General features: G+C 62.0%; 21 protein-coding genes. 13 read left to right on the forward strand and 8 right to left on the reverse strand.

From position 1 onward, the window contains the following. Positions 1-248 precede the first annotated feature (248 nt). From FHS81_RS13955 to FHS81_RS13990, 8 genes are all read left to right on the forward strand, one after another. Positions 249-1,568: a type I glutamate--ammonia ligase gene (locus FHS81_RS13955; protein ID WP_183753995.1), complete on the forward strand. Its 1,320-nt coding sequence runs from the start codon at positions 249-251 to the stop codon at positions 1,566-1,568. 182 nt (positions 1,569-1,750) lie between these two features. Continuing rightward, positions 1,751-3,211, forward strand: coding sequence for a glutamine synthetase family protein (locus FHS81_RS13960; protein ID WP_246375031.1), 1,461 nt, complete (start codon positions 1,751-1,753; stop codon positions 3,209-3,211). A gap of 73 nt (positions 3,212-3,284) precedes the next feature. Then, positions 3,285-4,805, forward strand: a complete 1,521-nt coding sequence (locus FHS81_RS13965) for an aldehyde dehydrogenase family protein (protein WP_183753998.1) — start codon at positions 3,285-3,287, stop codon at positions 4,803-4,805. 210 nt (positions 4,806-5,015) lie between these two features. Further along, the gene (locus tag FHS81_RS13970) at positions 5,016-6,542 is read left to right on the forward strand and encodes an amino acid permease (protein WP_210281714.1); all 1,527 of its coding nucleotides are present in this window, start codon (positions 5,016-5,018) and stop codon (positions 6,540-6,542) included. 93 nt (positions 6,543-6,635) lie between these two features. Continuing rightward, on the forward strand, positions 6,636-7,391 hold the full coding sequence (locus tag FHS81_RS13975) for a type 1 glutamine amidotransferase (RefSeq protein WP_183753999.1): 756 nt from the start codon (positions 6,636-6,638) through the stop codon (positions 7,389-7,391). A gap of 2 nt (positions 7,392-7,393) precedes the next feature. Next, positions 7,394-8,146 (forward strand): gamma-glutamyl-gamma-aminobutyrate hydrolase family protein, encoded by a 753-nt coding sequence (locus FHS81_RS13980; RefSeq protein ID WP_183754002.1) that lies wholly within the window; start codon positions 7,394-7,396, stop codon positions 8,144-8,146. A gap of 42 nt (positions 8,147-8,188) precedes the next feature. Then, positions 8,189-9,415 (forward strand): PAS domain-containing protein, encoded by a 1,227-nt coding sequence (locus FHS81_RS13985; RefSeq protein ID WP_183754004.1) that lies wholly within the window; start codon positions 8,189-8,191, stop codon positions 9,413-9,415. Positions 9,416-9,437: 22 nt separating this feature from the next. Continuing rightward, on the forward strand, positions 9,438-10,874 hold the full coding sequence (locus FHS81_RS13990) for a sigma 54-interacting transcriptional regulator (RefSeq protein WP_183754007.1): 1,437 nt from the start codon (positions 9,438-9,440) through the stop codon (positions 10,872-10,874). A 46-nt stretch (positions 10,875-10,920) separates the two neighbouring features. Here the strand turns inward: FHS81_RS13990 and FHS81_RS13995 are convergent, their stop codons facing one another. The 4 genes from FHS81_RS13995 to FHS81_RS14010 form a co-directional block, all read right to left on the reverse strand. Continuing rightward, entirely contained in the window at positions 10,921-11,739 is an 819-nt protein-coding gene (locus FHS81_RS13995; protein WP_183754009.1) for a cache domain-containing protein, read from the reverse strand. Positions 11,740-11,767: 28 nt separating this feature from the next. Then, entirely contained in the window at positions 11,768-12,511 is a 744-nt protein-coding gene (locus FHS81_RS14000; protein ID WP_183754011.1) for a FadR/GntR family transcriptional regulator, read from the reverse strand. A gap of 77 nt (positions 12,512-12,588) precedes the next feature. After that, positions 12,589-13,359: a nuclear transport factor 2 family protein gene (locus tag FHS81_RS14005; protein WP_183754013.1), complete on the reverse strand. Its 771-nt coding sequence runs from the start codon at positions 13,357-13,359 to the stop codon at positions 12,589-12,591. Positions 13,360-13,373: 14 nt separating this feature from the next. Further along, positions 13,374-14,810: a gamma-aminobutyraldehyde dehydrogenase gene (locus tag FHS81_RS14010; protein ID WP_183754015.1), complete on the reverse strand. Its 1,437-nt coding sequence runs from the start codon at positions 14,808-14,810 to the stop codon at positions 13,374-13,376. 242 nt (positions 14,811-15,052) lie between these two features. Here FHS81_RS14010 and FHS81_RS14015 point away from each other — a divergent pair, with 242 nt between their 5' ends. From FHS81_RS14015 to FHS81_RS14030, 4 genes are all read left to right on the forward strand, one after another. After that, entirely contained in the window at positions 15,053-16,465 is a 1,413-nt protein-coding gene (locus FHS81_RS14015; RefSeq protein WP_183754018.1) for an NAD(P)/FAD-dependent oxidoreductase, read from the forward strand. Between the two features lie 25 nt (positions 16,466-16,490). Next, positions 16,491-17,444 (forward strand): cation diffusion facilitator family transporter, encoded by a 954-nt coding sequence (locus FHS81_RS14020; RefSeq protein ID WP_183754019.1) that lies wholly within the window; start codon positions 16,491-16,493, stop codon positions 17,442-17,444. Positions 17,445-17,473: 29 nt separating this feature from the next. Then, positions 17,474-18,121 (forward strand): TetR/AcrR family transcriptional regulator C-terminal domain-containing protein, encoded by a 648-nt coding sequence (locus tag FHS81_RS14025; protein WP_183754021.1) that lies wholly within the window; start codon positions 17,474-17,476, stop codon positions 18,119-18,121. Between the two features lie 192 nt (positions 18,122-18,313). Next, positions 18,314-19,474 (forward strand): MFS transporter, encoded by a 1,161-nt coding sequence (locus FHS81_RS14030; protein ID WP_183754023.1) that lies wholly within the window; start codon positions 18,314-18,316, stop codon positions 19,472-19,474. Here FHS81_RS14030 and FHS81_RS14035 read toward each other — a convergent pair. The 4 genes from FHS81_RS14035 to FHS81_RS14050 are packed head-to-tail and all read right to left on the reverse strand — an operon-like array spanning position 19,458 to position 22,177. Next, complete coding sequence (locus tag FHS81_RS14035) at positions 19,458-20,702, reverse strand: CCA tRNA nucleotidyltransferase (RefSeq protein ID WP_246375032.1); 1,245 nt, start codon at positions 20,700-20,702, stop codon at positions 19,458-19,460. The two genes, FHS81_RS14030 and FHS81_RS14035, sit on opposite strands and share 17 nt — an antisense overlap. Next, positions 20,699-20,956, reverse strand: coding sequence for a DUF6111 family protein (locus FHS81_RS14040; RefSeq protein ID WP_183754025.1), 258 nt, complete (start codon positions 20,954-20,956; stop codon positions 20,699-20,701). The genes FHS81_RS14035 and FHS81_RS14040 overlap by 4 nt, the downstream gene beginning before the upstream one ends. Positions 20,957-20,984: 28 nt before the next feature. Then, the gene (locus FHS81_RS14045) at positions 20,985-21,635 is read right to left on the reverse strand and encodes a CoA pyrophosphatase (protein WP_343052496.1); all 651 of its coding nucleotides are present in this window, start codon (positions 21,633-21,635) and stop codon (positions 20,985-20,987) included. Next, positions 21,632-22,177: a DUF1285 domain-containing protein gene (locus tag FHS81_RS14050; protein ID WP_246375041.1), complete on the reverse strand. Its 546-nt coding sequence runs from the start codon at positions 22,175-22,177 to the stop codon at positions 21,632-21,634. Before FHS81_RS14050 ends, FHS81_RS14045 begins: the two co-directional genes overlap by 4 nt. A 310-nt stretch (positions 22,178-22,487) precedes the next feature. On the opposite strand from FHS81_RS14050, the gene FHS81_RS14055 reads away from it, so the two are divergent. Then, positions 22,488-23,513 carry an AAA family ATPase gene (locus FHS81_RS14055; RefSeq protein ID WP_183754027.1) on the forward strand — a complete coding sequence of 342 codons (1,026 nt, stop codon included), beginning with the start codon at positions 22,488-22,490 and terminating at the stop codon, positions 23,511-23,513. Positions 23,514-23,542 lie beyond the last annotated feature (29 nt).

Below are 23,542 nucleotides of genomic sequence, written 5' to 3' on the forward strand. Positions count from 1 at the left end.
AACACGATACGACCGATGCGCCCACACCTTCTTTTCGGCCATATGCATCGCAGCAGCCGTAACATTCTATCTCAATCAATGAGTCCTGAGCCTAGTCGTCGGGCGCTGTAAGACCGGGCAACGCTTCAAACTCAACATTCTACTACGATCATGATCCGTCGCGGAACGGCAGACTGCCCGTGAGGGCTGCCGACGTCGGCTGATTATTTAAGACCCTCATATCCATTCAACCCAGCAGGGAGCACCTCATGGGAACGGAGAAACTTGCCCATTTACTTGAAGAGAACCACGTCGAGGTGGTTCATGCCGGTCAGTTCGATCACGCTGGCACATTCCGGGAGCGGCGACTTCCGCGCGATTCATTTATCGCCTGGGCACGAGAACCACAATTTGCCAATACTATCGCTCTCTGGGATTCAGCAGACACTCTATTTGGAAGTGGGCCTTATCTCACGGAAGATGTCGCTATCGACGTGTCGTCGCTGCGCCAATATCCTTTTGAGCCGAATGCAAGTGTGGTAATCGCGGAATTCTCAGGCCCCACCGCAGAAATCATGCCGCGCGCTGTCCTGCGCCGACAAATCGAGCGTGCCAAGGCACTGGGCATCGAGGTGCGCGCTGCATTCGAATTCGAGGTGCTGATCCTTGACGAGACGGCTGAAAGCCTGCGGACATCGCAGTTTGCCGGGCTGCGCCCGTTTGCGCCAGACAACAAATGTTGGTCCGGGCAAACTGGCGCCAACCATGGCTCCTTCGTTGCCGGTCTCGAAGCGATCCTGCGAGCGACGGATATCGCTGTGTTCGGCGTGGGCGGCGAGCTTGGGCCGGGCTGCTTCGAAGCAACGCTTGGCGCAGAGGAGCCGTTAAAGGCAGCTGACGACGCCGCATTTTTTCGGTTGGCAACCCGCGCCTATGCGCGCAGCCTGGGCAAGACAGCCAGTTTCATGCCGTATCTCGGAGCGGGTTTCCCCGGCATAGGCGGACACATCAGCATCTCCCTGTGGGACAGCGCTACTGGCCTGAATCTCTTCAGCGATACAACAGGCAGAACGAACGCCACTGCGCAGCACTTCATCGGCGGCCTCACTCACACCGTGCCGCAGGCGTTCGCTCTATGCGCTCACACTGTAAACGCCTATCGCCGGTTTGCTCCAGGTTCCTGGGCACCGAAATCGGTGAGTTGGGCGGAATTCACTTTCACCACGGCTATCCGTTCCGTGCCCTCAAAACACGATTCCGCGCGACTGGAGTTCCGTCTGCCTGGCGCAGATTGTAACCCCTACCTCGCGCTGGCGCTCTTGCTGGGCGCTGGCTTGGACGGACTTGAAGAGAAGCTGCCCGCCCCGCCCGCCTCACCGGACAATGGTCCCGACGACATTCCCGAAGGCGGCATTCGCCTGCCGGCAAGCCTTGCCGAGGCAGCAGAAAGGCTCGCGGAAAGCGATCACGCCCGCCGGCTCTTCGGCGACCGCTTTGTCACGCACTTCACTAAAACCTGCGAGGTCGAAAATGCCAGCCTTGCCCGCGCGGTCAGTTCGCAGGAGGTCAAACGTTATCTGGAAGCCTGAACACTCAACGAAACAATAATTCAAAAACAGAGGGAATAAAGATGAAGGTACTTCAGAACTCCAACCTGCTTCGTGATACCGGTGCGGCCATTACTGGCAACGTAGATATAAGCATGCTTGAACGGCCCCAGGTACGCGCGCCCGCGGTCACTGGAAAAGCAAGATTTGCCGATACCGACGTCATGCGCGAGATCGCAGATCCATTGCGGCAGGAGCGCGTTGCCCGTGTGCGAGAAAAGATCGATCAGCTTGGGATCGAATACATTTACTATCAATACGTGACGATCACCGGGCGTGTGCTCGGCAAATCCGTACCGGCCCGCCATTGGGAGCAGAATGCTCATAAAGGCATTCAGACATGGATCGGCGGCGTCGCAAATCTCACGGTCGACATCCGTGGCAACATGATCGGCTTTTCCGCCAACGACGGCGAGTGCCTCGCCCTTCCAGATCCCGAAACGTTTTGCCAACTGCCATGGGAAAAGAAGATCGCGCGGGTGTTCTGCACCCTGTTCTACAGCCTGGAAGACGAAAACAAGCCCGGCGCGTACTACGAATGCGACACGCGCGGCAATCTCAAGCGTTTTGACCGCCAGTTCCGGGAAAAGCACAACGGCCTGCACCTGCGCGTGGGCACCGAACCGGAAATGCTCTGGCTACGTCCTACGGGCGATGTAAAGCGTCCTTACGAGGGCATCACCAAGGCATCCGCCTATCACATCGACCAATTCGAAACAGCGCGGCACGTCTGGATGAAGGTCTACGAATACGGGCAAGCCATGGGTCTTGACATGATCCAGGGCGATGTGGAGGACGCTCCCGGATTGCTCGAACTGAACTTCGCCTTCGACGATGTGCTTGCCACCTGCGATCGCTTGACCACGTATCGGCAGATCTGCGCCGAGGTCGCCCGCCAGAACGGCCTCGTAGCCTGTTTCATGGCCAAGCCCATGATGGGCGTGCCCGCCAATGGCTGCCACCACAATTGCTCCATCTGGTATGGAGGGGAGCAAAAGGTTGTGCGGCTGGCGGAAGGCACGCTGCCCGGTATGGACGAGGTATTCAGCTACAATAAGGGTGGCGAGAATGCATTTGAGAATACCGAGGGAGGCTGGATTCCGACGGAACTCGGTCGTCACGCGCTGGGCGGCGCGCTCAAACATATCGGCGCGCTGACGGCATTGGGCGCGACGACGGTCAACTCCTACCGTCGATTTGCGGATATCGGCTTGTGGGCACCTGTAGGCGCCAACTGGGGCTTGCAGAACCGGTCGTGCTCGATCCGTATTTCCGCTCCTGACCGCTTCGAGTTCCGCGCCGTCGACGCCATGGTGAACCAGCACTTGTTCTGCTCGGCGTTGCTGAAGGCCCTTGATGATGGGATCTCGAACCAGATCGACCCCGGCCCGCCTGAGAAGCGCAATGTTGTCGACGTGCTGAACGCTGGTGTCGAGGATATCGCCACGATCCCGCTCAACCTGCACGAGGCGCTGGAGGCGCTGAAGGCCGACGACTTCATCCTGGAGGCCATGCCCGGCCGGCTGCACGAGCTTTACGACAAGCTGAAACGGGACGAGTGGCAGCGCTTCATGAAGGAAATCTCCGGCTGGGATATCGAACGTTACATGGACTACTTCCCGTGAGGCGGCAAGGCGGCCCCGTGCGCGTTATGCGCCGGGGCATTCCATCCAACCAGCGCACACAGGAGCCATCCCCATGAGCAGTTTCAATCAAAAGCCGGTCGGCGCGTGGTCGGCAGAGGACTGGCGCGAGCGCGCCGCAAACCTCTTCTTCGAAACCCGCCTCTTTATCGACGGGACATTTCGCCCGGCAACTGGCGAAGGCCGCTTCGTGACAGTCAACCCCGCTACCGAACGGCCCATCGCGGAAGTGGCAAGGGGCACGGCAGCCGATATCGATCTGGCAGTCGCAGCGGCGCGCCGGGCATTCCGCTCCGGCGTATGGTCACGGCTGGCGCCGCGGTCGCGCATGGCCGTACTGCAACGGTTCGCAGACCTCATCGAAGAACATACCGCCGAACTCGCTTTGCTCGACAGCCTCGAAATGGGAAAGCCAGTGTCGTCGCTGACGGGCTTCGACATTCCTTGCGCCGCGACCAACCTGCGCTTTGCCGCCGAGGCGATCGACAAGATCGAGGGCGTGGTGACGAATACGGCGCAGGAGACGTTTCATTTCGTCAGGCGCGAGCCGCTCGGCGTGGTGGGCCTCATTGTGCCGTGGAACTATCCGCTGATGATGGCCTGCTGGAAACTCGGTCCGGCGCTCGCCACCGGCAACAGCGTCGTATTAAAGCCTGCCGAGCAGAGTTCGCTGTCAGCCCTGTTGCTCGCTCGTTTGTTCTCGGAGGCCGGTGGCCCGGACGGCGTTCTCAACGTCGTCTCCGGCCCCGGTGAGGAGGTCGGCAAGGCACTGGCGCTGCATCAGGACGTCGACAAGATCGGCTTCACCGGCTCTGCCGGCGTCGGTGGCCTGATCATGCGATACGCAGGCGAGTCCAATCTCAAGCACGTCACGCTGGAATGCGGTGGCAAATCCCCCCAGGTTGTACTCGCCGACTGCGATCTCAATGCCGCCGTACGCAACGCCGTGATCGGCAGTTTTGCCAACCAGGGGGAAGTCTGCGCCGCCAGTTCCCGCCTGCTGGTGGAAGAGGCAGTCCACGACGCCTTCGTAGCGCGGTTCGAGGACCAGACCCGCGCGCTGTTCCAGCCTGGCGATCCGCTCGACCCGGCGACGACAATGGGACCGCTGGTGGACGGCGGCCATCGGAACAAGGTGCTCGATTACATCGAGACCGGCGTGCGCGAGGGCGCAAGTCTCGCCTTCGGCGGACATCCACCGCGTCACCTCAATGAGGGCAATTACGTCGAGCCCACCCTCTTCACCAATGTACACAACCGCATGACCATAGCGCGGGAGGAAATCTTCGGTCCCGTGACAACCGTCATTCCAGTGAAGGACGTGGATGAGGCCATCGCGGTGGCAAACGATACAGATTACGGCCTCGCCGCCTCGATCTGGACACGGGACGTGAGCACAGCCCATCGCTTCGCCCGCGAGGCGGCAGCGGGCATCATCTGGGTCAACACTTATTTCGACTACGACGCCACAGCTCCGTGGGGCGGCTTCAAGCGATCGGGTAACGGCCGCGACAAGTGTCTGGAGGCGCTGACCCAATACAGCCAGACGAAATCCGTGTGGATGCATATCGGATGAGGCTGCAGCCGGGCCGCAGGGAGAGCGGCGCCGGCCTGCCCCATCCACCAGACCGGGAGGATATCAAGAACGGCACGGAGTTTGCATGAGGCAAAAGCCCGGCAGGCTCGCGCGGACGGCATCCGCGAAATCCGTAACGACGGCCTGCTTGGGGAACGCCGCATAGCAGCGCCGGAAGATACGGTTCAAATCTAAAAAAGGGGAACAACCGTGAATCATGAAATCAATGCCGTTTCATCCGGCCTGTCCGACGACGAACAGCAACTAAAGGCGCTGGGCTATACGTCGAACTTCGACCGTTCCATGTCGTTATGGGAGAACTTTGCGCTCGGCTTCACCTATCTGTCGCCGGTGGTTGGCGTCTACTCGGTCTTCGCGTTCGGCCTCGCTTCCGGCGGGCCGCCCATGCTGTGGGCTTATTTCATCGCCGGCTTCGGGCAGCTTCTCGTCGCGCTCATCTTCGGTGAGGTGGTGTCTCAGTTCCCGATCTCCGGCGGCCTCTATCCGTGGTCGCGGCGGCTTGTGGGACGGAGCTGGGCCTGGATGGCAGGCTGGATCTATGCTTGGGCGCTGTTCACCACCATCGCGGCAGTCGCGGTCGGTGCAGGTCCGTTCCTGGCGCTGCTGCTCGGCTTCGAGCCGTCGCCTGTCGTTATCACCCTGATCGCTCTTGCGGTTCTGCTGACTTCGACCTTGCTCAACCTGGGCGGAACGCAAACGCTGGCCAAGGTTGCCATGTTCGGCTTCATCTGTGAGTTGGTCGGCGCGCTGGTCGTCGGAGTTTACCTGCTGGCGTTTCACCGCGAGCAGCCGTTCGACATCGTGTTCCACACACTCGGTGCCGAGGGCGCGGGTTCCTATCTGCCCGCCTTCCTCACCGCAGCGCTCGTGGGCCTGTTCTCCTGCTATGGCTTCGAAGCATGCGGCGACGTAGCCGAGGAGACGCCGGACCCCGGCCGCCGTATTCCCATGGCCATGCGCATGACGATTTACATCGGCGTCGGCGCGTCTGCTTTCGTCTGCTACGCCCTTATTCTGGCCGTCCCGGACATCGGCGCGGTCATCTCCGGCGCGGTCACTGACCCATTGGAACAGATCCTGCTGACGACGTTCGGACCATGGGGCTCGAAGGCGGTCATCATCGTGGTGATGGTGTCGTTTCTGTCCTGTGTGTTGTCGTTGCAGGCGGCAGTCAGCCGGCTGCTCTTTTCCTATGGGCGGGACCGGATGATCTTCGGCTCCGGGATGTTGTCGCGCCTTTCCGAAGGTCAGCACGTTCCCTCTGCCGCGCTGGTGCTTGCAGGTATCGTTCCGGCTCTGATCGTCGTGCTCGGCCTGTTGGTGGAGGATGCTCTGACGACGATCATCAGTTTTGCCGTCGTAGGCATCTACGTGTCGTTCCAGATGGTGGTGATCGGGGCCCTCTACGCACGTTCTCGCGGTTGGGTGCCAGCCGGAAAGTTCCGGCTCGGCGCATGGGGGCCGATCGTCAATATCCTGGCGCTCACTTACGGCATCGGCGCGGTCATCAACATGATGTGGCCGCGGGCACCGGAGGAGCCATGGTTCGTGAACTACAGCATGCTGCTGACGTCCTCGATCGTGGTGGGAGCGGGCCTGCTTTACATGGTGCTGTTCCGCTCCCACGAGCGCGGAACGGCGCCCTACGCCGACGCATGGAAGCTCAACAGCGAGGAGGAGCAGGCGGCGGTGCCCGTCACTTCGCGTCCTGCGTAAACGCGCCGGCGCCACCTCAATCCCAAGAATCCGGAAACGGCCCCGGACCGCCGTTTCCGACACCCTTGAGACTAAAGCCAGAAAGATAATGACATGACACGGCCAACGCTTCTCTTCATATCCCAGTTCGCCAACCCCGGCAGCTACGACAGGTCGAAATGGCGGCGTGTGCAAGGCGAGGATGATGAAACGGTGCCCGTCGGGGCCTTGCTGGACGCAATCGGCGTCACGCCCCATGTCGAATATAGAGCCGTGCGCGCGCATGAGGGCGAACTGTTGCCGGAGGATCTTGGCTCGATAGACGCGATCATCCTCGGCGGCAGCTTCGCCTTCGTCTCGGACGGCTATGAATGGCAGCACGAGATCAGCCGGTTCCTCGGAGCCTGGCGGCGAACCGGCAAGCCGCTGTTCGGCATCTGCGGCGGCCACCAGTTGATGACAACCGTGCTGGGCGGACGGGTTGAACGTTCGCCACATGGTCCAGAGATCGGATCGCTGCCCGTGTCGCGCACCGAAGCTGGCGCATCACACCCATTGTTCGACGGTTTTGACGACGACTCGCACTTCTACTTCGCCAACTCCGAGCGCGTAATCGAGCTGGCACCGGACGACGTGGTGCTCGGCACCCGCCCGAATCTGCCGGCTGCAGCCGTCGACCACGGCGGCAATTGGCTCTCGGTGCAGTTTCACCCCGAAGCGACCTGCGATCGCATGGCAACCTGCTGGGCAGAACTGAACCCGGCTAATGCGGCGCATTACCGTTTCGTGCCCGGCTGTGAACGGATGGTGCTCAACTTCGCGCGCTTCGCCGGCCTTGTCAGCGATGCGGGTAACACGGACAGGGAGTGAGAATGATGACCGATCTACCGCTGATTGCCCTCGTCGGCGATGTCCGTGAACTTTCGCAGATGCCTTACCACGTCACCGGCGATAAGTACGCGCGCAGCATTCGCGACTTCGCGAATGGCATTCCAACGCTTTTGCTGCCGGTTTTACATGAAGGCGACATTGGCGCGCTGATCGAATATTTCGACGGATTTCTGTTTACCGGCAGCCCGTCGAACATCCACCCGGATCGCTGGGGTGGCCCGCAAGACACACCTGGACCGTTCGACGCCACGCGCGACGACCTCGCGCTGACGCTCATAGAGGCCATTGTCGCGAAACGGATACCGGCGCTCTTCATTTGCCGTGGCTTTCAGGAGTTGAACGTAGCGCTGGGCGGCAGCCTCGTACCGGAGTTGCGCAAACTGCCCGGCCGCATCGAGCACCATGCGCCCGAAGAGGCACCCTTGGAGGAACTCTACGAACCGCTGCACGAGGTGGAGCTGGTAGACGGCTCGTCCCTTGAAAACGTGTTCGGGGCCAAGCGATTTCTGGTTAATTCCCTGCATTATCAGGGCCTGGAAAGGATCGGGCGTAGCCTAAAGGTCGAAGCTGCCGCACCTGATGGGACCCCGGAGGCAGTTCGTGTGCTCGACCATCCATTCGCGATCGGCGTACAGTGGCATGCGGAATACCGCCCCGAGCTTTCGCCACCAAACGCACGGCTGCTGGCCACCTTCGGCGCGGCAGCCACACAGCGCAGAGCCGGGAGGACATAAAACAACGCCCGACAGGCGCACTGCAAAAAAGGACCAAGGGACATGTTTCCGCCCATCGAGTTCAATCCGCAATCCCCGAACCGGCAAACCCTCGACGTCGAGGAAGCGGGCTGCACGAGTTCGGAACAGCTAAACGCGGCTGTGACGGAGGTCGAGCAGCAGGGACAGGCCATCGTTCGCGACGGCGTGGATGACCTGCTGATCGACGTCATCGGCGCGGACGGGCGGATGTTATGGGCCAACGGCAACCAGAATGCCAGGCTTGGCCTCTCGTCTGATGCAGTCGACGGGCTTCCCTTCGAAAGCCTTTACGCCCCACAGTCTGTGTCGGCGATAGAGAGTTGGCTGCGCGGCCTGGACGGGGGGAAGCCAATTCCAACCAGCGAACTGACCCTCGTCGGCCGCCGTGGTCGGCTCATCGCCACCATCGCCAGACCGCGATACGTGAAATGGTTCGGCAACGATGCGCTGGCACTCGTGAAGATGGATTACGGCTCGGTCGGTTTGAGGCACGCCACGGTCGAGGACGACGTACGGCTCCTATCCAATATCGTCGAGCACTCGACCGAAGCCCACTGGGCAATCGTGTTCCTGGAGCCAGTGAATGTCACGCTGCCCAGGGAGGAGATCATACGCCAGATCTTCGAGAACCAGTCTGTCTGGCGGATGTGCAATAAAGCAATGGCCAAGCTTTATCATCTGCCGGACGATATGGATCTCAATGCCCAGGGGGTGCGCCTTTACTGGCCCCGGAGCGCCGCGAACGAGCGGTTTGTCGCCCAGATTATCGACTCTGGATATCATATTGATAACGCGCTCAGCGTCGACCTCAGCCACGATCGCAAGCATTTCTACATGCGTAATGACGTGCGCGCCGACATTGTCGACGGCTTCCTCCTGCGTCTTTGGGGCAATGGACGGGATGTCACCGGCCTGGAGTTCGAGGGCAGTATCCACCTGATACAGCGTATGGTGGAAGCCCTGCCGATGGGCGTGATCGTGCTGGATGAGCGCGGCAATTCCGTTGCGCGGAGCGAAGCCTTCGTCCATGCCGGCGAAAAGGCCGAGGCACTGGAACGCCGCCTTGCGGAGCAGTTGCGGAACGGCGAGACCCACGTCGGCTGGCAAGCGCTGCCCGCAGAAGAAGCACTGACATTGCCCCCTATCCACCTGGCCAAAGTGAATGATGACATTGGCACCGTCTGGACCATCGTGACGGTACCGACCTGGACAGCGAGCACCCATCCGCAACGGACGGATGCTCCGTAGGAGAATAGGTGAAACATTCGTGATGGAAACAGCCAAGTTCCAATCCTTCCACGTCGAATTGAAGGCTTCTGCAGCCATCGACCGAAGTCAGATCGAAGCGCTTTTCGCAGCACGCGAGTTTCGCACCGTGGCGGACCTGTCACCGGACCCCTTTCTCGTCGTCAGCCCGGAAGACACAGTGCTGTTTCTCAACGATGCCGCACATAAGCTGGCAGGATGGTCCGATTCCCGATCGGGAGCCACGTTCGCCACCTTTCTTCAACAGTCCAATCTCGATCTGGACGACTTTCTCGCCGCAGCGGAAAAAGGGCAGGCGCAAGGGCAAGTGCGCGCCCGTTCCACAGGGCGCTTCTATCGGGTGCTGCGCCGGGCACTTAGCGTGGGAACGGATACGCGGGGTTATCACCTCTACTGGCTGCACGATCCGGAAGGCTGGGACCGCAACAGGCGTGGCACAGGCACGCGCTCCGGCGGACGATCTCATCAGGAAAACGGAGAGACCCTTTCATTTCCAAGTGACCTTAGAAGCCAGATCGATCGGGCGCTGAAAGCTTATGCACGCAGTTTCCGCATTCTGCTTTTGGGAGAGTCTGGCGTCGGCAAGACGGCGATAGCAAAGCATATCCATGCGTCGGCAGGCGATCCAGCGCGGCCGTTCGTTCACGTCAACTGTGGCAGCATTCCGGAGACGCTGTTCGAATCCGAGATGTTCGGCTACGAACGCGGCGCGTTCACCGGCGCGCTTCAGGCCGGAAAGCGCGGCTACATCGAAAGCGCCGGCGGCGGCACACTTTTTTTGGACGAAGTCGGCGAGATCCCGCTCGCCAGTCAGGCGAAGCTGCTGAAATTCCTCGAAGATAGCACCATTCAGTCGGTGGGTTCGGCGGTCAGCCGGCGCGTCGAAACGAATGTGGTCGCGGCGACGAACCGCGATCTCCACAGCATGATGAGCGAGGGAACATTCCGCAAGGATCTCTACTTTCGCCTCGCCACCTTTCCGGTCAATATTCCACCGCTGCGCGAGCGGGAAGACAAGGACATCATCCTCGACGCCCTGATTGCCCGCGCCAATCAGGAACGCGGACGCCTGCTGCGCCTTTCGCCGGACTGCCGCGCCACCATTCTGGCCCATTCCTTTCCCGGCAACCTGCGCGAGTTGCGCAGCATCGTGGAGTACCTTGACATCGTCGCCGATGAACTGGCCGAAACGTCCGATCTCCCCGAAGGACTCAGTACAGCACCGTTCGAGGATTCGACGATTCCGCTGAACTTTCCAGCCGGCATCGTCGACAGTCTGGATACGAGCGAAGGCACGACGCTGAAGGATCTCAGCCGTGCGTTCGAAGATCACATCATCAAGGTCTTTCTCGATCGTTACGGTTCAAAACGTGAGACCGCTCGTCGTCTGGGGATCGATATCGCAACGTTGGTCCGTAAGACGACACGCACCGCTTCATGACATGGCCTGCCATAGAGCGTCCCGGAGTTCCGCATTCGCGGCGCGTTCAGCGTAGATCCCGGTCACGGCTCAGGGAAGACGGTTTCGGCGGGCTGACCGCCAGGCGGAAGGGATGGTTTGGGCTGACAATCACCTGCCATTGATCATCGACCGGCCAGAGCGCACCGGGCCGAACTGACGGTTCTGTGGAGACGACGACCCGCCCATCGGGGTTGACGATCACAGCCGGACCCGCGAGCCTGCGCAATAATTGCGACATCTCCCGCTCGATCGTCGACACGAGAATATCGGCGACGCCTACGCCCGCAAACCGGCCGTCGATGAAGACCGGATGGGCTGCGGTGACAGTGTAGGAACCGTTGCAGACGTAATCAACGTAAGGCCCCGCGACATGCGCCCTGCCGCGATCCGCTGGCTCGCGGAACCAGTCGAATGAACGAAAATCAACGCGACGCTGCCGTCCCTGATCGCTTTCAAGCGGGACTTGCCGGACATCCCCCGCTTCGGAAACCCACCATTCAAGCGTCCAATACTCGCTATCCTGGAGCGCAGCCACTTCCCCTCCAGTCGCGATGGGCAGAACGGCGCCGGATGGCGCGCTGTAGTTTGCAAATCCGGCGCCGTCGCACCACCGGGCATCGCCGAGCCTGTCGATAATTTCCCGCTGGAGCAGAGCCCGGGCCTCTTCGCTCAGGCGAAGATGCTCAACATCGGCACCCTCTTTCGCGATGACCTGAGTCAGGTAGGCAGCGATCCGTGCCGCCACCTCCTGAAGGTCGCAGAACAGGGCTTCGAGCCGGCTGTTGCAGGCATCTATAAGGTTCGACGGATGGTCTGCGTCCCAAAGGGACGAATCCGTTTGCATTCTCGCCTCCTCCCATAGCTTTGGCGGGCTATTCCCGCTCTTTCGCCGGTGTCGTTTGCATTCTGTGCTTGCAGCCGATCAGATGATCGGTCAGCGATTTGATCCAGCTCTCGGCAACCGCGCGGCCTCCACGGGCATCGGTCGCCTGCAATGCTTCGAAAATTTCGCTATGAGCACGTGCCGTCTCGGCGTGGACAGCGTCGTCCTGATAGATCGCGACCGCCAGCGGAACCCACTCGGCCTGGATTTCCAGAACCATGTTCGCCAAACGGGCCGACTGTGCATTGGCGGCCAGGGCAAGCTGATACCGCATGTCGGCCTGAACACGGGCTTCGGCCTGTCCTGCCGACACGAAGTCGTCCCGCAATCCTGCGAGCCGCTGACAATCCTGCGCCGTCGAGCGTTGCGATGCCAACCACACGCTTCGGCCGGTGATCGCGCACTGGAGTTCGCCAAGATCGGCGAGGTAGTCCGTGGACACGCTCCGCAGGGGATGACTGGAAAAGGCGAGGTCAGCGGGCACGTGGCAAACAAAGCTGCCGCCGTTGCGACCTCTTCGCGTGTCGATGAACCGACGCTCCCGTAGCGTGTTCAAAGCCTCGCGCACCGTCACGGTGGAGACGCCGAACAGACGCGCCAGTTCGCTTTCGCTCGGCAACTGCTCTTCAGCTTCGAGCAGCCCACAAACGATGGCGTTGCTCAACCGCTCGACGACCTGCTCGGCTCGGCTGGCCTGCCCGATCTGGGAATAAACAACGGAATGCGTGATCATGACCTTTCTGCTGGCTCTGGCCGAAAGCCGGCACAGGGGACGCATTGTCCGCTGTGCCGGCGATTTCGTCGTGTCGATCAGAAGATGCCGTGCGGATGCAGGGCTTCATTGTCAGCAGGAACAGGTGTGATGGCGTCCCACATTTCAGTCAGCCTGCCGTCCTCCACATACCACAACTCGAAATAGGCATGGCGCGTCCCGCCGATGCTTCCCTCGGAGTGGGTGAGGACGAACTTGCCTTCCGCAACTGTGCGGTGGACGCAATCATAAACCAATCCCTGATCATCGTCGCGGAGCTTGTTGAGGAAGGCTTTCACCGCGACGACGCCATCGGCGATATCGGGACTGTGTTGCTTGAAATTTTCACCGGCCGCGTAGCGATCGAAGCCGTCGTAGTTACCTTCGATCAACGTTCTTGTGAAGTATTCCGCAATGAAAGCGCGGTTGGCTTCCTTGTCGGCATCGCCGGGATCGGTTGGCCCGTCGAGCTGCGTGCGCCCGCTCTCATTCGGGACAGCCTCCGGAACCAGACCGTCCCAATGCTCGACGATCTTTCCGTCCTTCACCCGGTATATGTCGAACCCGACCAAAGGGTGCTCGTCGAGGCCGGTGAAGCGTCCGTGGATCGCGACAAGATCGCCATCCGCCAGCATCCTGACAGCCTCGTGGCGCAGATCAGGACGGCTTTCCACCAGTTCCCGCAGTCCAGACAGGCCGTCCTTGACCAGCGGCGAATGCTCGATGAAGTCAGCGGCGAAATACCTGTCCAGCGCAGCGACGTCGCGCTCGCTGAACAGTTCCTGATGAGCACGGGAGACCAGTGCGCGATTGCTTTCCAGCTCGCTCATGAAATGCCCTCCGCTCACTTGTTCGAGCTCATGACGTGCTTGACGCGCGTGTATTCCTCGAACCCGTATGCCGACAGATCCTTGCCGTAACCGGAGTTCTTGAAGCCGCCATGGGGCATCTCGCCGGTCAGGGGAATATGGGTGTTGATCCAGACCGTGCCGAAATCCAGTTCACGCGAGAGGCGTTGGGCGCGGGCGTGATCGCGGGTCCAGACGCTTGATGCGAGACCATACTCGACATCGTTTGCCTTCTCGATGGCGTCCGCTTCGTCGGTGAACTTCTGGACGGTGATGACCGGCCCGAAAATCTCGGTCTGGATCGCTTCGTCGTGCTGTTCAAGGCCGGTGATGACAGTCGGCTCGAAGAAGAGGCCCGTCCGGTCGGCCTGCCTGCCACCCGTTTCGATCTTCGCGTGGGCCGGAAGGCGCTCGATGAATCCCTTGATGCGTTCGAGCTGGCCGGCATTGTTTACCGGGCCATAGAGAATGTCCGTGCTGTCCGGATCGCCGAACTTCACTTCCTTCGCAAAGGCCACGAGGCGAGAGACGAACTCGTCATGGATCGATTCGGCCACGATGATGCGGGCTGCTGCGGTGCAATCCTGCCCGGCATTGAAATAACCCGTCGTTCCGATGCTTTCCACGGCAACGTCGAGATCAGCATCCGCGAACACCACCACAGGAGCCTTGCCGCCGAGTTCGAGATGCGCCTTGGTGAGATTTGCCGCTGCGGATGCCGCCACCTGCAAACCCGCGCGAACCGAACCAGTGATCGAGACCAGCGCCGGGGTCTTGTGCGACACAACATGCGCGCCGGTATCGGCTTTGCCGAGCACAACGTTGAACGCGCCCGCCGGGAAGAACTCGCCGGCAATTTCGGCAAGCAGCAGGGTGCTTTCGGGAGTGGTATCGCTCGGCTTGAGCACGACGGTATCACCGGCCGCAAGCGCAGGCGCGATCTTCCAGACGGCCATCATCAACGGATAGTTCCAGGGCGTGACCTGCCCAACCACGCCAACCGGCTCACGGCGGATGGAGGATGTGAGGTCTTCCATATATTCAGCCGTCGCACGCCCTTCGAGAAACCGCGCGGCCCCCGCAAAGAAACGGATCTGATCCACCGAGGTCGCCACTTCTTCGGAAGCGATCAGGTATTTCGGTTGTCCGGTGTTGCGGCTTTGCGCCTCGACCAACCGTTCGGCATTCCTCTCGACCGCATCCGCCAGTCCGAGGAGCGCCTTCTGACGCGTCGAGGGCGTGGTGCGACCCCACACCTTGAAAGCGGCTGCCGCAGCACGGTAGGCCGCATCGACGTCTTCCGAACTGGAATTCGGAGATCGCGCAACAACCTCGCCCGTCACCGGGCTTATCAGGTCGAAATACTCGGAACTGGCCGAGTCTACATACCCTCCATTGATATAGTTCCGCAAAATTCTTGCGTTATTAGCCATAATGTATCCTCCCATTTTTTGGCCTTGCTTAAAACATATGATATCATAGGTTATATGTCAATCTCAGGCCAAGGTGGAGATCCGCTCGTTGCAGCCTTGACACCAATCGTTCTACGCCGTAGATTTTCTACAGCGTAGAAAAAACTCAATGCGGGTGCCTCTCCCTGTGCCGGTCAAACGTCCGGCGGCTACGCTGGACATCTGTCCCCCATCCAAGGGAAGCATTCGATCTGGAGACTATCATGTCGGCCCACAAGCCGGTCTTGCTCAACGACTCCGTGTTCATGGAGTCGCATCTGAAGAAAGGTTCGACCAACTGGAACTGGATTGACCCCGGACGTGGCGCCCTTGACAGCCCCGCCAACTATTATGAAGCCTCGCTCAATCCTTGGCCCGCCCTGCCCACGCTCGAAAACGATCTTGTCTGCGACGTACTGGTGATAGGCGGCGGTCTTCTCGGCTCCTCGACGGCGTTGCATCTGTCCGAGGCCGGCATCGAGACGGTGCTGGTCGAAAAGGGCAGCATCGGTTCAGCCGCTTCAGGCCGCAACGGCGGCCAGCTCACGCCCGGCCTCGCCCGCTGGGAGGCCGGGGACATCCTTGAACATTTCTCGCCCGACGAAGCGAAACGCCTGTGGCGCTTCTGCGCCCATGAGGCGATGGATCTCGTGGACGAGATCGCCGCGCGCTACGATGTTGGCCTCGACCGGCAGTACGGCCACATCACCGCTGCGATCCATCCCGGCCATATGGCGTCGCTGATCGAAGGCGCTGACGCCCGCTATCATCTCGGCGACAACGCCGTTGAAGTCGTCGGCCGCCATCAGGTCCGCGAGCACATCGCGTCGGAGCTTTATCATGGCGCGCTGATCGACCGGATCGGTGGACAGGCGCATCCGCTCGCTCTGGTGCGCACGCTCGCTCATGGCTTCCTGCTCAATGGCGGGCGCATCTTCGAGGGCACCGAGATCGCCAGGATCGAACAGACCCCGGCCGGTGTGGTGGCCTGCACCGCCAGCGGCACGATCACGGCCCGAAAAGGCGTGGTGCTGGCCGTTCACGACCTTACTCACATGTTCGATTCGCAGCTTCTGCCGAAGACGATCCCGTTCTTCACCTATGTCAGCGTGACCAAGCCGATCGACGGCGGGACGGAGCAACTGCTGCCCACGGGCATGCCGGTTTATGATACCCAGTTCCAGATCGACTACTACCGCCCCGTGCGCAAGGACCGCATCCTGTTTGGCGGCCAGGGCACGGGAACGAACTGGTCGGCCGAGCGCATCAACGACTATCTGCTCGGGCGCTTCCGCACCGTGTTCCCGCAATATGAAGGCGTGGCGCTGGATTATTCGTGGAGCGGCATCAGCGACTTCACGCTGAACGGAGCGACCGAGACGCGCCGGATCGAGGGCACGGCACCCGTCTACATGGTGCATGGCTGGAGCGGCCACGGGGTTGCGCAGACAGTGCGGATCGGCAAGGCCATTGCCGACGACCTGTCGGGGCACAGCGAGGATCTGGAGATGCTGCTGGCGATCCAGCACAAGCCAATCCCGCTCGGCCGCCAGCTTTCGCCGTTCGCCATTCCCGCGGCCAAGGCCGCCTTCGGCGTCGGCACGGCGATCAATCCGGGCAAGCTCGTGTCCTTCTGACAGGGAGGCCGGTGGAAAGAGAAAAATGAGCATGCGCACCCGCATCTTTGAACTGACCGACGAGCGCGGCGTATTGAGAACGTCGATCGCCGTCACGCTGGTCATTTCCAGCCTCGGCATCGGCTTCGGCCTTTTCTCCGGCTCCTTCTCCATCGTCTTCGACGGCGTTTACTCGCTGATCGACGCCAGCATGAGCCTTCTGTCGCTGGTCGCCGTCAACCTCATCATGTCCTACGCCACCACGAAGGGGCTGTCCCGCAAGCTCAGGGAGCGTTTCTCCATGGGCTTCTGGCATCTGGAACCCATGGTTCTGGGGCTCAACGGTACATTGCTGATCAGCGCGGCAGTCTATGCCTTCGTCACGGCGATCGGCAGCCTGCTGGAAGGCGGCCGCGACCTCGAATTCGGCTGGGCGATCGTCTATGCCGTCATCACCGTCATCGCCTGCGCCTCGATCGCCATCGTCGAAGCCCGCGCCAACCACAGGATCAACTCGGAATTCGTCCGGCTCGACATCAAGGGCTGGATCATGTCGACCGGCATCACCGGCGCGCTGCTGATCGCCTTCCTCATCGGTTTTGCCGTTCAGGGAACGCAATGGCAATGGATTTCCCCCTATATCGACCCGGCGGTGCTGGCGATCGTCTGCCTGCTTATCATCCCGCTTCCGGTCTCGACCGTCCGGCAAGCACTTGCCGACATCTTCCTCGTTACTCCGGTGGACCTCAAAGAGCATGTCGACACCGTCGCGCAAGCCTTTGTCGAGAAGCACGGCTTCATCTCCTATCGCGCCTACGTGGCGCGCGTCGGCCGGTCCCGCGAGATCGAGCTTTACTTCATCGCCCCGGCCGACGGCCCGGCGCGCACCATCGCCGAATGGGATGCGCTGCGCGACGAGATTGGCGATCTTGTGGGTGACAAAAGCCCGGACCGCTGGCTTACCGTCGTGTTTACCGGCGATCCAGAATGGGCCGAATGACATCTATCTCATAAAGAAAGTGCGCCATAGTGCCCAATACCGTCCGCTTGCCTGCCGGCCCGCGCGGCCTCTCCAAGGACGTCATTACCGGGGCAGCAGTCATCCTGCTGGAAGAGACGGGGGATGCCGGCTTCAGCCTGCGCAAGCTTGGCGAGCGCATCGGCTGCGATCCGATGGCGATTCTCTATCATTTCAAAAACAAGGATGGGCTCTATCGCGCCATGGCCGACGCGATCACCGCCAGGCTCTCGCCGGTCGACGAAGATCGGCGCTGGGAGGACCGGCTGCGGCTTCATGCCCGGGACTACCGGGCGCTGGCGCTCGGCCACCCAAATACCTTCGCGCTCACGCAAAAATTCCTGAACACCGGGGTATCGGACTTTGCGCATATCGAGATGGTCCATCGCGCCCTCAAGGACGCGGGCATCCCTGACGCGGCTGTGCCGGCAGTATGCCTTGCATGGTACGCCAGCGTCATCGGCCTGTGCATGGCCGAGATCGGGGGATTGATACGACCGGCGCGGGAAACCGAGATCGCCGAAATCGAGCGGCTGCCTGCCGATAGCTTCCCGATCATGAGAAAACTGGCTCCGTCCTACCGCGAACTCGACGCGGAAGCCGTGTTCGAGACCGCCAACGACATTTTGCTCCACGGTATTCGTATCCAGTCGGAATAGTCCAATATCGCCAATGAACTCTCCTTGCCGTGGTGGACAGGCTGTGCCTCAGCATCCGGCGAGGGGCTGAATGAGAAGCATGGCTGCGATGCATCATGCATGGATTGTTCTTTTGAAGGTTTCCGGTAACGCTGCCCGCCCTATCACAGCACCCCTGACGTGTGCAGGAAATTTGCGCAAGGAAACCCCGCCATGCCGCTATCACTGCTCGCCCTCGCCGCCGCTTCGTTTTGCATAGGCACGACAGAATTCGTCATCATGGGGCTGCTGCCTGAAGTCGCGGCAGATCTTGGCGTCAGCATTCCCTCCGCCGGGCATCTCGTGTCGGGATATGCGCTGGGCGTCGTTGTGGGTGCGCCCATCGTTGCCATCGCCACAAACGGCCTGCCGCGCAAGGCCACGCTGATCGGGCTGACATGCGTGTTCATCGTCGGCAACGTGTTGTGCGCACTTTCCCCCACTTATTGGCTGCTGATGGGGGCGCGCGTCGTCACCGCCTTCTGCCACGGGGCCTATTTCGGCATCGGCGCCGTCGTCGCCGCCAGCCTCGTGGAACGGAACAAGCGTGCGCAGGCCGTGGCGCTGATGTTCGGCGGCCTCACTCTGGCCAACGTGCTCGGCGTGCCGGCTGGCACCGCACTGGGACAACAGTTCGGCTGGCGCTCCACCTTCTGGGCGGTGTCGCTGATCGGCGTCGCCGCCGTGCTGGCGCTCATCCTGCTGGTGCCGCGCAACATCCCCAACCCCAAGGCAAGCATCGTCAGCGAGTTCAAGGTTCTGGGCAAGCCGCAGGTTCTTCTGGCCATGGGCATGAGTGTCCTCGCTTCGGCGGCGCTGTTCTGCGTGTTCACCTATATCGCGCCGATGCTGCGCGAGGTGTCGGGGCTGGAGCCGCACCACGTTACCTGGGTGCTGCTGCTGTTCGGCGTGGGCCTGACCATCGGCAATTTCGTTGGCGGCCGGCTGGCGGACTGGCGATTGCTGGCTTCGGTGATCGGCATATTCGTCGGCATCATCGTGCTGCTGGTGGCGCTGCACTTCGCGGCCCCGATATGGCAGGCCACTGTGGCGGTGATTTTTCTGTGGGGTATCGTCGCCTTTGCCATCTGCCCGCCGCTTCAGGTGCGGGTGGTGGACACCGCCAACGACGCCCCCAATCTGGCGTCTAGCCTCAATCAGGCCGCGTTCAACCTCGGCAACGCCGGGGGCGCATGGATCGGCGGCGCGGCCCTGACTTTCGGCATGGGCTATCAGGATCTGCCGTTTGTGGCGGCAGCGCTGGCCGCTGTGGGGCTGGCGCTCTGCATCTGGTCGCAAGCTCTCGAACGCCGCCCGGTCACACTTCCCGCCTGATCGCCTCTGCCAACAGCGATTGGATGCTCGCGTCATCCAGCGGCATGTCGGCCTCAATCCACAGGCGGCGCGCATACGCGAGCACCCGCCCCATGCGTGGGCCGGTTTCCACGCCCGCCCGCGCCACCTGCCGCCCGGTGAGCGGGAAGACCGGCACCGACTCGTGCCCGTCGCCGTAAGCATCGAGTTGCGACCGCGCCTCCTCGGTAACGCCCGGGACGGGCTCTCCTGAAACGACCGCCAGCGCATCCGCAACAGGCTGCAAACCGTGCAGCACGACCAGACGCCGCACTGCCCGTGCATCGACGGGCCGCTGCCAGCCATGCAGATGCTCGATCAACGTGCCTGCGGCATGCAGCCGGGCGTGCTCACCGTTCGACAGTCGCAGGCGCTCGCGCAGGCGGTCGGCATCTTCGGGAAGCACCACCGCCAGCCCCGCCAGACGCGTCATCGCATCATCACTCCGCACGGCGGCGCGCGTGAAGCGCCCGATGTCGGCGACACCCGCCGTCAGCATCGACACGATCCCCGTATCCGCCAACAGGCCGACAACCTCCACCGCTCGACGCGCCACAAGCAGGCGCAGCAGCTCGGAACGAATACGCTCCCGCGACAACCGCGACAGGCCATGCCGCTCACGGATGCAGGCGGACAGGCCCGCTGCATCGAGCGGCCCCTCGCCATACCCGGCGGAAAAGCGGAAGAACCGCATGATCCGCAGATAGTCCTCGCGGATGCGCTGGCCTGCATCGCCGATGAAACGCACGCGCCGCGCCGTAATATCGGCCAGGCCGCCGGTGAAGTCGTGCACCACCCCTGCCTTGTCGAGATAAAGCGCGTTGATGGTGAAATCGCGCCGGCGCGCGTCCTCGGCAAAGTCATTACCGAAGGCCACCTGCGCATGCCGTCCATCGGTGGCGACGTCACGGCGCAGGGTCGTGATCTCGAATGGTCTGCCATTGCAGACAACGGTGACGGTGCCGTGGTCGATGCCGGTCGGCACGGCCTTCAGCCCGGCAGCGACAGCACGCTCCGCAACCTCGGCGGGCAACGCGGTGGTGGCGCAGTCTATGTCGTTCACGGGGCAGCCCATCAGGGCGTTGCGCACCGCGCCGCCCACGACGCGGGTTTCCGAACCGCCCGCGTCGATGGCCGTCAGCACCCGCATCAAGGCGGGATCGGCCAGAAGCCCGGCTACCTGTGCATGTGTCATTGGAAACGGCGTCATTGGAAACGGCCGGGAACGAGCTTGCCGTCCTCGATATGGGTCGGCACATAAGCGCCGGTGTGGCGCTCCGCCGTCAGCCCGGTGATCAGCAGGCCCAGAATGGCAACGAGCAGCCCCGCCAGCACCAGCCAGGACACATGCCCATCCCACGCCTCTTTCGTGAGCGGGTTGCGCCGCCGCGCATAAAGATAGATGCCGAACAGCACGAACGGACTTAGAAACAGAACGAGCGCCTCGAATACGGCTCTGGTCATAACGGCCTCCTCCCGGCGCTTCGATGTCTCATTCCGCATACACTCTTTCATAAAGGTTTCGAATAATGCCGGCCGTCGCACCCCAGATGTAACGCTTGCCATAGGGCATCGCATAATAGTGCCGCAACGTTCCCTGCCATTCACGGGCGTGGCGCTCGTGGTGATTGGCATCCATGAGAAAATCGAGTGGCACCTCGAAAACCTCATCCACCTCATCGGGATTGGGCACGGGCGAAAACGCCGGATCGACCAGCCCGACCACCGGCTGAATGCTGTAGCCCGTGGCGGAGAGGTAGCCGTCCAGATATCCCAGCGGCTGCACGAGCCCAGCAGGCAAGCCGATTTCCTCCTGCGCCTCGCGCAGCGCCGCTGCGACCGGGGACGCATCCTCCGGATCAATCTTGCCGCCGGGAAAGGCAATTTGCGCCGCATGCTGGCGTAACGTCGCGGCGCGCTGCGTCAGCACCATCGAAAAGCGCTCGCCGCCGCTCTGTGCGGGGCGCATCACCAGCGGCACAAGCACGGCGGCAGGACGCGCCGGCGCAATATCCGGCAAGGCGTTGCCCAGCGCGTGATCGCCGGTGACATAATCCTGCATCGTCCTCACGACCGGCGGTTCGTGAAACAGCCGCGCGGCCAGGCGCGCCGCAAGGGCGTTTCCGTTGCCGAACCGCGTCACGCATCGTCCTCGCGATAGAAGTCGGCACTTTCAGCCACGGGGAAGAAACTGTCCCCGGAAGCGATTCCGATAACAGTGCGGCCATCGATGTCGCGTTCCTGCGCCAGGGCGAGCAGATCCGGCACCAGCGCCCGCGTCAGACGCGCCCACAATTCACCCCGCACCTTGACGTAAGGCCGGAAGCCGCCAGCCGCATCGACCTCGAAACGCAGCGGCGCATCCGCCCCGGCGGCCACGACGTCATCGACATTGGTGCGAAAGAAGAGTCGCCCGGAAGCGGGATCGTGTGTCATTTCCACGGCGAGGAAGGGAACGTCGTCCACCTTTATCCCCACCTTTTCGACAGGCGTCACCAATACATAGCGATCACCCTCGCGCCGCAGAATGGACGCGAACAGCTTCACCAGCGCCGGCCGTCCGATGGTCGTGCCCTCATGAAGCCACGTCCCGTCATCGGCGATGCGCATGTCGATATCGCCGCAATCAGGCGGATTCCACGTCTCCAGCCCGGCCCGCGCCCCTGCGCCGGAGGCAGACGCCATCAGGCTCGCGAGCGATCCCGGTGCGCCGTGATCCCCCGCCTGCCCGGCGGGTCCGCGGTCCTCTGCCTGCCTGGCGGGTGAAGATACCGTGTCGCGCGATGCCGTTCCCATGTTTCCCTCCCGGCCAGACTCATGTCACGATGCATGCCTATAACATAGTCGTTGATGTGCTTTGTCCCAACCAATGCCGTTGTGTGGCTTGACGGACGGCCTGTCGGCGTCCCAAAACTGGGAACCATATTTTCTGCCTGAATCCTGCCGGCGGCGATCATGCCGCCGCAGCCCGTTCATTATAACAGGAACCGGATTGATGACAGCCCAAGCGCCCGGCCAGACGCCAGACGACGTCACCATCGCCGCCACCGCTCTCGTAGCCCAGGCCGAAGCCGCGCTGACGGCCATCGGCAAAGCACGCGAGGCCATCGGTTCCGTCATCTTCGGGCAGGAGCGCGTCGTCGAACTCGCTCTTGTCACGGTGCTTTCCGGCGGCCACGGCCTGCTGGTCGGCGTGCCCGGCCTTGCCAAGACGCGCCTCGTGGAAGCCATGGGCGCGGTGCTGGGCCTTGCCAGCCAACGCATCCAGTTCACGCCCGATCTGATGCCGTCCGACATCCTCGGCACCGAAATCCTCGACGAAAGTACCGGCGGGCAGCGCAGCTTCCGCTTCGTGCACGGCCCCATCTTCACCCAGCTTTTGATGGCGGACGAGATCAACCGCGCCAGTCCGCGCACGCAGTCGGCGCTGTTGCAGGCGATGCAGGAGCATCATGTCACCATCGCCGGCACGCGCTATGACCTGCCGCAACCTTTTCACGTTCTCGCGACCCAGAACCCCATCGAGCAGGAGGGCACCTATCCCCTGCCGGAGGCGCAGCTCGACCGGTTCCTGCTCCAGATCGACATCACCTACCCCGATCGCGATGCCGAACGCCGCATCCTGCTGGAAACCACCGGCGCGGAAAAGCAGCCCCACCTGACGGCCATCAACGCCGATACGCTTGCCGCGATCCAGCGGCTCGTGCGGCGCCTGCCAGTGGGTGACAGCGTCGTGGAAGCGATTCTCGATCTCGTGCGCTCCGCCCGCCCCGGCGAAAACCGCAGCGCGGACGATCCGGCCAGCAAGCTGTCGTGGGGGCCAGGCCCGCGCGCCAGCCAGGCGCTGACGCTGGCGGCCCGCGCCCGGGCGCTTATTCAAGGGCGTCTGGCGCCGTCCGTCGATGATGTGCGCGCATTGGCAGAGCCAGTGCTGAAACACCGCATCGCGCTGACCTTCGCCGCACGCGCTGAAGGTGACACGGTGGAAGGCATCATCGCAAAGCTCGTCGAGAGAATCTGACAAGCGGCACACAATCACCACAGTTTATT

This window comes from Pseudochelatococcus contaminans (assembly GCF_014195635.1).
GTDB classification, from domain to species: domain Bacteria; phylum Pseudomonadota; class Alphaproteobacteria; order Rhizobiales; family Beijerinckiaceae; genus Pseudochelatococcus; species Pseudochelatococcus contaminans.